Below are 11,611 nucleotides of genomic sequence, written 5' to 3' on the forward strand. Positions count from 1 at the left end.
ACAAAAAAGTGGGACATGGGCGCGAGGTTCACCGCAACAAGGGCAGTCATTGTTGGGCATCCTTCACGACACTGCGGCGGCGGGCCTGGCCCAGGGTGCTCTGGCGGGCATTGCCGGCCTCGCGCAGGGCGGCCTGCGCCTGGTCACGGCGGGCCTGTTGCAGTTGATTGACGGGCAGCAGCAGTTGCGCGACGCGGGTGTCGGGATTCGCCACGAGCTGTTCGAGCAGGCAGACGAACAGAGTGTCGAGCAGTTCGATGCTGGCGCTGGCGTAACGGCGGGTGTCGTAGTCGTACACCACCAGCAAGCCTTCGCCGTCATCCACCACATTGATCAGCAGGTCGACATCCGCGGCTTGCGGTTCCAGTTCCCGTTCGCTGATCGCCAGTCCCGGCAATTGCAGGTCTTGCTGGCGCGTGTTCTGCACCACCAGTTTGACCTGGAAGAACGGCGTGTACCGCGCGTCCCGCTGCGGCAACAGGTCGGCCACCAGCGCATCGAACGGCAAGTCCTGATGGGCAAAGGCATCCAGCGCCACGCGGCGGGCATCGCCGAGCAACTCGGCAAAGGTCAGTTCTGGCGTCACGCGACAGCGCAGCACCAACTGGTTGACGAAGAAGCCGACCATGTCTTCGGTCTGTTGCTGATGACGGTTGGCGATGTCGGTGCCGACCAGCAGGTCTTCGCGTCCGGTCTGCTGATGCAACAGTACGTTCAGCGCACTGTGCAGCAGCATGAACGGCGACGCATCACGAGCGGTGGCCAGTTCACCGATGGCCTGGGTCAGCGCCATCGACAGGCGACTGCGATGGCGCGCACAGCCGCCATGCTCGTGGCCCGGCTGCGCGGTTTTAGCGCCCGGCAACAGCAGTGGCGCGGGCACTGCCTGCAACTGCTGGCGCCAGTAGGCCAATTGCGTTTGCCAGACCGGCCCCGGCAGGTGCGTGCGTTGCCACACGGCGAAGTCGGCGTATTGCAGGGCCGGAGTGTCGATCGGGTCAGCGGCGGTACCGAAAGTGGCGTAGTCCGTGGCCAGTTGTTCCACCAGTTGCGCGATGGACCAGGCGTCCACGGCAATGTGGTGCAGGGCGATGGCCAGCACGTGGGTGTGGCTGTCGAGTTGCAGCAGGCGTGCACGGATCAGCGGTGCCCGGGTCAGGTCGAACGGCTCGCCGAACACATCGGCCAGATGCGCCTCGATGGCCGGTTCCTGATCGGCGACCTGTTGCAGATCGGTGACTGGCAAGGCAAATGCCTGCGGCGCTTCGATTCGCTGCCAGGGTTCGCCGTGATCGCTGTGCACGGTGCTGCGCAGCACTTCATGGCGAGCGACCAGTTGCTCGAAGGCCGAACGCAAGGCTTCGACATTCAGGGCACCGGTCAAGGTCAGGGCAAACGGAATGTTGAAACCGCTGGAGCCCGGGTTCAGTTGTTCCAGGAACCACAGGCGTTGCTGGGCAAACGACAACGGCAACGCGTGTTCACGGGAAGCCCGGGTGATCGCGGGCAGGCTCGCCGGGGCGGTCTGCAAACGTGCGCTGTCAATGGCGCGGGCGAGGTTTTCCAGCACCGGGTGATCGAACACCGCGCGCAACGGCAGGTCCACCGCGAGCTGGCTGCGGATCCGCGAGACCACCAGGGTCGCCAGCAACGAATGGCCACCGAGGGCAAAGAAGTTGTCGTCGGCACCGATGGTCGTCACGTTGAGGATCTGCGTCCAGATCGCCGCCAGTCGCTGCTCGGTTTCGCTGGCGGGCAGCCGTTGCTCGGTCAGGTCGCTGTTGTCCAGCGCCCTTGCGCTCAGCAGTTTGCGGTCGACCTTGCCATTGGCGTTCTGCGGCAGCGCCTCCAGGCGTTGCCAATGGGCCGGCACCATGTACGACGGCAGGCGTTGACCCAGCCATTCGCGCAACACGGCGACCGGCGTGTCGTCACCGACCCGGTAGGCGACCAGTTGCAGGTCGCCGCGCTGGTCGGCATTGACGATCACCGCCACCGCTTGCACCGCCGGATGACGACCGAGGTGATCTTCGATTTCCCCCAGTTCGATACGGTGGCCGCGGATCTTCACCTGCTGGTCGCGGCGGCCGAGGAACTCGATCACCCCGTCCGCACGCCAGCGCCCCAGGTCACCGGTGCGGTAGAAACGCGCACCGGGCTCGAAAGGATGCGCGACAAACGCGCTGCGGGTTTTTTCCGGATCGTTGAGGTAGCCACGACCGACGCCGACACCACCGACGCAGATTTCTCCCGGCACACCCACCGGTACCGGACGCAGGGCCGCATCCACCAGGTACAGGTGGTTGTTGGCGGTCGGCCGGCCAATCGGCATGGCATTGCCACCTTCGCTCGGCACCTCGGTCAGTGGGTGGAAGGCCACGTCGTCCGAGCACTCCGCCGGACCGTAGGCGTTCATCAGGGGCACATGGGCGAAGCGGCTCAGCCACGCCTGGGCCAGGGCCGGTGGCAGGGCTTCGCCGGTCGGCAGCAACCAGCGCAGGGCTGACAGTCGGGTGTCGGCATCGGCCAGGTCGAGCAGGGCGCGGATCATCGTCGGCACGGCTTCGAGCACCGACAGTTGCTCCTGCTCCAGCGCTTGCAGCAGACGCTCGGGGTCGTGGGCGATCACGTCCGGCAGAATGTGCACGGTGGCGCCGAGGATCGGTGCGGCGAGGAACTGCCAGACCGAAATGTCGAACGCCGGGGACGCGGTCTGGGCAATCCGGTCCGCGCTCGACAGGCCCAGGGTCGGGACCTTGCCGAAGATGTTGTTGAGCATGCCCCGTTGCTCGACCATCGCGCCTTTGGGCGTGCCGGTGGAGCCGGAGGTGAAGATCACGTACGCCAGGTCATCCGGGCTGCCGGTCACCGGCAGTGGCGTGGCGTCGCCGCTCAGCCACAGGGTTTCGGTGCGCAGGCGGCAAGGCGTCGCGCTGCACGCCGCCAGGGCCGGGTCGATGACCGCGTCGGCGCTTGCGCTGGTCATCAGCAGTGTCGCGCCGGACAGTTCGAGAATCTCGCCCAGGCGTTGGGGCGGATGCTTGATGTCCAGCGGCAGGTAGGCGGCACCCGCCTTGAGCACGGCAATCATCATGCACAGCAACGGCAGACCGCGTTCGCCGGCCAGGGCCACCAGGGTGTCGCGACCGGCGCCGCTTTCCACCAGCGCACGGGCCAGGCGATTGGCGCGTTGGTCCAGCTCGGTGTAGCTCAGGCTGTCGGCGCCACACACGGCGGCGATGCGTTGCGGATTCGCCGCCACTTGCCCGGCGAACAGTTGCGCATAGGTCTGATCCAGCGGGAAGTCCAATTCGCTGCGGTTCCAGTCCACCAGCAAAGTCTGGCGCTCGTCCGGGGTCAGCAGCGACAGGGTCGCCAGCGGCGCATCGGGTTGCGCGACCATTTGCGTGAGCAACTGACGCAGGTGGCCGAGCATGCGCTGCACGGTGTCGGCATCGAAACGCGCGGCATCGTAGGTCAGGCGAATGCCCAGTCGATCGCCGGGGTACAGCACGACGGTCATCGGGTAGTTGGTGTGCACGCGGTCTTCGTAGATGTCGACGTTGAAGTCCACCTGACGATCCGACAGGCCGGCATCGAACGGCGCGTTTTCAAACACCACCAGGCTGTCGAACAGCGACCGGCCGTGCTCGATTTCACTCCAGCGCTGGATATCCACCAGCGGCGCATGCTCGTAGGCTCGCAACTCGAAGTTGTGCGCGAACAGCGCTTGCAGCCATGGCAGTACCCTTTGCGAATCATCCACCTTGACCCGCAGCGGCAGGCTGTTGATGAACAAGCCGACGATGTCTTCCACACCGGGCAACTCGGTCGGGCGACCCGACACGGTCACACCGAACAGCACGTCATCGCTGCCGCTGTAACGGGACAGCAGCAGGGCCCAGGCGCCCTGGATCCAGGTGTTGGGCGTGAGTGAGTGCTGTTGGCACAAGGAGGTCAAGGCACGGGTTTCGGCAATCGACAGGGTGACGTCCAGGTTGGCCACCGCTTCGACCGCTTGCTCGGTCACCGTCGGGCGATCCACCACCAACGGCGTCGGCGCGCTGAAGCCCGCCAGTTCGCGGGTCCAGAACTGCTCGGTGATGCGGCTGTCCTGGCATTGCAACCAGTGGATGTAGTTGCTGAACGACGGCAGCAACGGGCGTGCGGCGGGCTGGCCGAGCACGCGGGCCTGATAGTGGGCGAACAGGTCGGCCATCAACAGGCCGAAGCACCAGGCGTCGGTGAGGATGTGGTGGAAACTGCGCACGATCAGGAACTCCTGGTCGGCGACCTGGAACACCCGCAGGAACGTCAGCGGCGGGCGGCGCATGTCGAAGCCCTGACGGCACTCGGCATCCAGCACGGCGTCCAGTTGACGCTGGCGGCTGGCTTCGTCGAGACCGCGCCAGTCGTACCAGGCGAAGGCCGGGTCGGTGTCGTGGTAGACGCATTGCAGCGCGGCCTTGCCGTCCTGCCACCAGAAACCGGTGCGCAGCATCGGGTGCCGTGCCAGTTGCTGCGCCCAGGCGTATTCGATGGCGCTGCGGTCGAGTTCGCCGTCCCAGCGATAACGTTGCTGCATCAGGTAAATGCCGCTGTTGGGGCGCAGCAGGGTATGCAACAGCATGCCTTCCTGCATCGGCGACAGCGGCAGCAAGTCATCGATGCCGGCCCAGTCGAAGTTCGCGCCCAGGGCGCTGAGGTCGTGTCCGGCGGCGCGGCACAGCGGGAACGCGTGGGCACCCGGAAGGGCGTTTTCGGCGTCGGCGGCCAGCAGGTTCAGCCGCTGCTCCAGCGCCTGGGCCCAATGATCGGCACCCGGGCCACGGCAATCAATGTGCAACTGACCCTGTTGCAGGCTGACGCACAGGGTCAGCCCGGCGCCATCGGTGGGCGCGCTGGCGGCAATGACATCGCCCAGGGGGCCTTCATGGGCCTGCCATTCACCGGCCATGACGATATGCACGCTCGGCTGTGGCAGGCTCAACAGCGGATCGCGCAGGTAGTCGTTGTCGGTCAGGTAACGCAGCACACCGTAATCGTCACCGGTGTGCGGTGCGGCGGCCAGTTGCGCGTCGACCTGGGCGAGCATCTGCGCGGCGCCGCCGGTCTGAGTCACGCTCAGTCGCAGGGGAACGGGGTGGCTCAGGGCGCCGATAACCGTGGCCGGATTGAAATCGGTGCGAGTCAGGGCACTGTCGAGCGACAGGCGTGCGCGCTCGCAGCGGCCGCGATCCAGGGTCAGCCAGATGTCTTGAGTCGCGCTTTGCTGAGCCAGCTCCGCCGCGACTGCGGCGGTCACCAGCGACGCCCAAGGGGCGTGGCTGCGGCGTTGCAGCAGATTCAGGCGGGCATTGAGAGATGCGTCGATCTGCACCCGGCGCGCAGTGGCCGGACCATGGGTTTGTGCGCTGGCTGGCAGGGTTTCACCGGCGTACTGCAGCCAGTATTCCCAGGCCGGTTCCAGTGCGTCTTCGTCACGGGCACGGTTGTGTTGATGCTCGGCCCATTCATCCAGATGGCCGCCGTGATGGGGCAGCTCGATGGCACGCTCGAATTGCGCTTGAGCCAGCGCCAGCGCCAGGTCGGTCATCAGCAAGGCCCAGGACGCCGCGTCCAGCCGCAGGGCGTGGGTGACCAGCAGCACGGCATCGCCCTGTTGCGAAAGGACGGCGTGCCAGCCTTCGCCCGCCGCGTGATCGAGGGTGGCCAGAACGTGTTCGGCCTGTTCGGCCAAGGCCTTGGCGTCGTCAATGTTCAATGGCTGACAGCTGGCGCTGACCGGTTTCGGCGTCGTTGGCAGGTTCTGTGACCAACCGCCGTCCGCCTGCTGCACCAGTCCCAGTTGCAAGGCGCGGTGCTGCTGTTGCAGGGCCAGCACGGCGCGGTTCAGCACCTCGACACTGATCGGCGTGTTCAGCGCCACGCAACGCCAGTCCGCCGCCAACGGGCCGGCTTCGATCCGCGCATGTTGGCCCGGGGTCAGCGGTACATTGCGCGCGGCACTGGAAGTGTCGCGGCTGTAATTCGCGCCCTGGCTGATCACCGCGGAGATTTCGCCGATGGTGCGGTTTTCGAACAACTGCTTGGGCGTCAGCTTCATGCCGCGCTGGTGAGCGCGAGCGATGATTTGCAGGTTGAGAATCGAATCGCCGCCGAGGGCGAAGAAGTTGTCGTGAATGCCCACGCGCTCGACTTGCAGCACATCCTGCCAGATCTCGGCAAAGGCGATTTCCACCGCGTCGCGGGGGGCTACGTAGTTGTCCTGGGAGGTCGGTGCGTCCGGCAGGGGCAGGCGGGCAATGTCCGGCTTGCCGTTGGCATTGAGCGGGATCGCGTCGAGGGCGATGAAATCCGCCGGCACCATGTAATCCGGCACCCGCAGTGCCAGGTCGGAGCGCAGCTTGTCGGTCGAGAGCGAGGTGCTGGCGACCAGCCATGCGATCAGGCGCGGGGTCTCGTTGGCCGGCTGCACCACCCGTACCAGCACGTGTTCGATGTTACCCGACAGGCGTTTGATCTGGGCTTCGACTTCACCCAGTTCAATGCGGTAGCCACGCAGTTTGATCTGATTGTCGACGCGACCCAGGAACGCCAGTTCGCCGGATTCCAGCCAGCGCACACGGTCGCCGGTGCGGTAGGCACGGGGCAGGTCGGCGACGGCGGCGAAGCGTGCGGCGGTTTGTGCCGGATCGCCCAGGTAATCGATGGCCAGGCCTTCGCCACCGACCCACAGTTCACCCGGTACACCCACGGGCACCGCATGGCCCTGGCTGTCGAGTACCCGCAGTTGGCGGTTCGGTTGCGGATGGCCCAGCGGCTGGACTCCGGCCAGCGGCTGGTCGATGCGCGACAGGCAAATCCCCACGGCGCTTTCGGTCGGGCCGTAGTGGTTGTAGACCGCAAGGTCTGGACGCAGCCCGCGCAGGGTGTCCAGCAAAGTGCCTTGCAAGGCTTCGCCGCCGAGCAACAGGGCCTGGCGCGGCAAGAGGCTGGCGTCAGGGTGCGCGGCGAGCAGGCCGTGCAAGTGATTGGGCGTGAGCTTGACCAGGTCCGGGGTGAATTCGGCAAAACATTGCGCCAGGGCGTTCGGGTCGGCGCGGGTGTCGTCGTCCACCAGCAGCAGGCTGCCTCCGCTGACCAGCGCCCCGAACAACTGGGTGTAGCCGAGGTCGGCCGCCAGGGTCGAGAGCAGTGCATGGCGCCATGGCTGTTCGGCGTCGGCGCACCCCAGTTCGGCGAGGATGCCGCTGACATAGGCAACGATGGCGCGATGGGACAGGCGCACGCCTTTTGGTGTACCGGTGGAACCGGAGGTGTAGATCACATAGGCGCAGGCCTGTTGATCCACCGCCGGCAGGTCGATGCCGGCAGCGCGGGCTGTGGCGTCGATCACCTGGGCCGACGCGGTGTCGAAGGTCGGCGTGCCGATGATGAAGTCAACGTCGGCACTGGTCATCAGCGCCCCCAGGCGCGAGGCCGGCTGACCGAGGTCCAGCGGCAGGAAGCAGCCGCCGGCCTGCATCACCGCCAGCAGCGAGACCACCGCGTCGTTGCCGCGGGGCAGGGCCAGCGCCACGCGATCACCCGTTTGCAGGCCGCGTTGGCGCAAGGCACTGGCGAGACCGGTCGAGGCTTGCAGCAGTTCGCCATAGCTCAAGGCACCCTGGGCGTCGCGCACCGCTTCGCGCTGGGGATGGCGGCGTGCCTGGTCGGCGATCAGTTCGTGCAGCGGCGCATCCGGCAATTGGAGCGTCGCACCGTTACCCCAGGCGCGGGTCAGGTTCAGTTCCTGCGCCGGGCACAGCGGCACGTCAGCCAGTGGCCGGGAGGCATCGCGGCTCAGTTCGTCGATCAGCGTGACCAGTTGCTGCAACAGGCGTGCGCCGGCGGCATCGGACAGGCGTTTGCGCTGGTGCACCAGGTGCAGTTGCAAGCAGTCGCCTTCCATCGAAGCGATCAACGACATCGGGTAGTTGTTGCGTCCGCCGGTGTGGCGCAGCGCTGCGCTGTGTTCGGCATCGGGCAGGCCGAAGAGGCCGTCGTCGATCTGGTCCAGTTCGCGGGGGAACGGGAAGTTTTCGAACACCATGATCGCTTCGAACAGCTCGCCGCCGGGCGGCAGCGCGGTCAAGGCGCGCAGGCTGGCCAGCGGCGTGTGTTCATGCTCGCGCATCTCGGCGTTCCAGTCCTGAATGCCCGCCAGCCACTGGCCCACGGTCGGTGCATCGTCCCAGCGCACGCGCAGCGGCAAGGTGTTGATGAACAGGCCGACCATGCGTTCGACACCGCTCAGGCGCTGCGGACGCCCGGCCACGGTGACGCCGATCAGGGCTTCGTCAGTGCCGTTGTGGCGGCCCAGCAGGTAGGCGTAGGCCGCTTGCAGCAAGGTGTTGACGGTCAGGTTGTTGTCCCGGGCGAAACCGCTCAGGCGGGCGGTGGCCCCGGCATCCAGTACCAACAGGTGTTCGGTGCACGGCAGGTGCGCCTCGACCGGGTCGGCGAGCAGGCCACGGGGATCGGACTCCGGCACGCGAGTGGTGTTGGCGAAATCCGCCAGGCGAGGGCGCCAGAATTCGTCCGCCGAAGGACGTTCGCCCAGCCACGCCACGTAGTCCTGGAACGGCCGCACGCTGTCCAGCGCCGCGTGTTGACCACGGCGTGCCGCACGGTACAGGTCGCGCCAGTCCGCCAGCAGCGAACCGACGCTCCAGCCATCGAGCAGCAGGTGATGGTGCGTCCACAGCAGCGACCAGTGCGCCAGACCGTCCTTATCGTCCAGTCGCGCCAGGGTCAGGCGCATCAGCGGCGCGGCACCCAGGTCGAAGGCCTGGCCATGATCCTGCGCCGCCAGCGCCGCAAGACCCTGCGGGTTGCCGCGCAAGTCGACTTCGCGCAGCGGCAGGTCAACCTCCTTGAGGATGACTTGATAGGCATCGTCCAGCTCTTCCCAGAGGAACGCCGTGCGCAATACCGCGTGGCGTTGCATCAACGACAGCCAGGCCTGGCGGAAAGCGCCGAGGTCGAGTTCGCCGGCCAGGGCGATGTTCATCTGCTGGTAGTAAACCCGAGACTCGGGGGCATAGGCCTCGTGGTACAGCAGGCCTTTTTGCAGCGGAGTCAGCGAATAGATGTTTTCGATTTGGTCATGCATGGCAGCAGTGTTCAATCCAGAAAAACCAAGGGGCACGTGCGCCGCGAACGGCGCACTCCGAAATCAGATCCAGGGCGATGGCGGGGCTCACTTCTTCGGCCCCAGGCGTTTGAGCAGGGTGTCGAGGGTGGCCTGGTTCATGCCTTTGGCCAGCGGGAAGTCCGATGGCATCAGTGTCCCGGCCTGCGGGTCGAGGCAATGCCCGACCAGCGCTTGCAGGTGCTCCAGCAGGCGGGCGGGCAGGCGGCTGTCGGCGTTCGGCGTGACGCTGTGCCAGTCGACATGCAGCACACCGTCCTCCAGCCAGGCCACCACTTCGCGGCCATGGCTCACGCGGTTGGCCAGGGCCACTTCCGACGGCGGCGTCAGCTGGCTGGCGCGCAACCAGCCACCGGCCGATTGCTCATGCCCCAGGTAGTTGAACAGCACATCGCCACGACCCGCCGGCAAGGCGCCGCGCTGGCGTAGCAAGGCGTGACCCAGACCCTGGCCCGGCACGGCGCGCAAGGCCTCCTTGGCGTTGCGCACCCGGTCGCCGGGGGCTCCACTGGACGTCACGCGCAACGGGTAGAGGGTGGTGAACCAGCCGACGGTGCGGCTGACATCCAGGCCTTCGAACGGGGCATCGCGACCATGACGCTCCAGATCCACCACGATGTCGGCGCGGCTTTCGGCTTCCGCCAGCGTCGCGGCGAGGGCGGCGATCAGCAGCTCTTCCGGTTGTGTGCGGTAGGCGGCGTGGGACTCGGTCAGCCATTGGTGGGTGCGCGCAGCATCCCAGCGGGCCGACAGGGTCCGGCGCTCGGCGACCGTGGCCAGCGGTGCCGCGTTGAGGGTCGTCTGGTTGCTCCAGTAGCGCTGTTCGGCGCCGACCTTGTCGCCGTGGGCGCGCATGTGCTCGGCCCATTGGCGGTAGGACGTGGTTTTCGCCGGCAGGCTCGGGTTCTCGCCACGCTCCAGGCCTTGATACAGCTGCTGGAAATCCTCCAGCAACGGCGTCCAGGACACGGCGTCGATCGCCAGGTGATGGGCCACCAGGTACAGGCGTTGCGGCTGGCCTTCCAGCAGGGCGGCGGCGAACAGCGGACCGTGTTGCAGGTCCAGGCTCTGTGCAACGTCTTGCAGTTGTTCCGGGTGGTCGCAGCAGGTCAGTTGCGCTGGCGCTACCGGTGCGATGTGCGCCTGCCATTGCCCTTCGACTTTGGCAAAACGCAGGCGCAGGGCGTCGTGATGGGCCACCAGACGATCCAGCGTGGCCTGCACAAGGGCCGGCTCCAGGCGACGGTCGCTGTCGGCCAGCACCGACTGGTTCCAGTACGCCGCTTGCGGTTGCTGCTGATCGAAGAACCATTGATGCAACGGCATCAGCGGCATGGCGCCGGTCACGTCGTCCTGTTCGGCCAGGGTCAGCAGTGGGCTCGCCACCTGCGCCAGCGCCGCCGGTGTCGGTGAACGGAACAGATCCCTCGGGGTGAGCGAGTAGCCGTTTTCACGCAGGCGCGAGATCAGCTTCAAGCCGAGAATCGAATCACCGCCCAGGGCGAAGAAACTGTCCGTGGTGCCGACTTCGCGGTCGCTGCTCATCATTTCACCCAACAACTCGTCGAACAGCTGGCACAGCAGCGTTTCCAGCTCGTTGCGCGGTGCCGCGTAGGCTTCCTGGCTTTGTGGCAATGGCAGGGCCGCCAGGGCCTTGCGGTCGATCTTGCCGTTGCTGGTCAGGGGCAGGGCCGCGACTTCGACCCAGACCGCCGGCACCATGTACGCCGGCAATTCGGCAGCGAGCACTGTGCCCAGCTCCGATTGCGGCGCGCTGCTGCTGTAGAAGGCGATCAGTCGGTTATCGATCACCAGCGTGCAAGCGCCGGTGATTGCCGGCTGGTTCAGCAGGGCGGCGTCGATTTCCCCCAGCTCGATGCGCTGGCCACGCAGTTTCACCTGATGGTCCAGACGCCCGAGGTATTCGATGTTGCCGTCGGCGAGGAAGCGGCAACGGTCGCCGGTGCGGTACAGGCGATCACCGTCAATGAACGGGCTGGCGAGGAAACGCTCCTCGGTCAGCTCCGCACGTTTCAGGTAGCCCCGGGCCACGCCGACGCCGCCGATGTACAGCTCGCCGATGCTGCCGATCGGCAGCGGCCGCATGGCCTCGTCGAGGATGTACAGGTGCAGGTTGGCGATCGGTTTGCCGATCGGCACGATCACATCGTCCGCCGAGCAGCGCCACACCGAGACGTCGATGGCCGCTTCGGTCGGGCCATACAGGTTGACCAGCGCCGCCGGGTGCTGGCCCATGAAGCGCCGCACCAGATCCACCGGCAGCGCTTCGCCGCTGGCGAACACCTGACGCAGGCTGTGGCAGTTCTTCAGGCTCGGTTCTTCGACAAAGGCGCGCAGCATCGATGGCACGAAGTGCAGGGTGGTGACCTGTTCCTGCTGGATCAACTGGCTCAG

The 11,611-nt window shown here is 66.5% G+C and carries 2 protein-coding genes; both read right to left on the bottom strand.

Annotation, left to right across the window (positions count from 1 at the left end):
- Positions 1-46: 46 nt before the first annotated feature.
- Positions 47-9,157, bottom strand: coding sequence for an amino acid adenylation domain-containing protein (locus tag AC3WJW_RS13380; protein ID WP_493726307.1), 9,111 nt, complete (start codon positions 9,155-9,157; stop codon positions 47-49).
- Positions 9,158-9,244: 87 nt separating this feature from the next.
- The coding region (locus tag AC3WJW_RS13385) for a condensation domain-containing protein (RefSeq protein ID WP_493726308.1) at positions 9,245-11,611 on the bottom strand (2,367 nt) is incomplete at its 5' end.

Source organism: Pseudomonas sp. GW821-FHT07G06 (genome assembly GCF_058986625.1).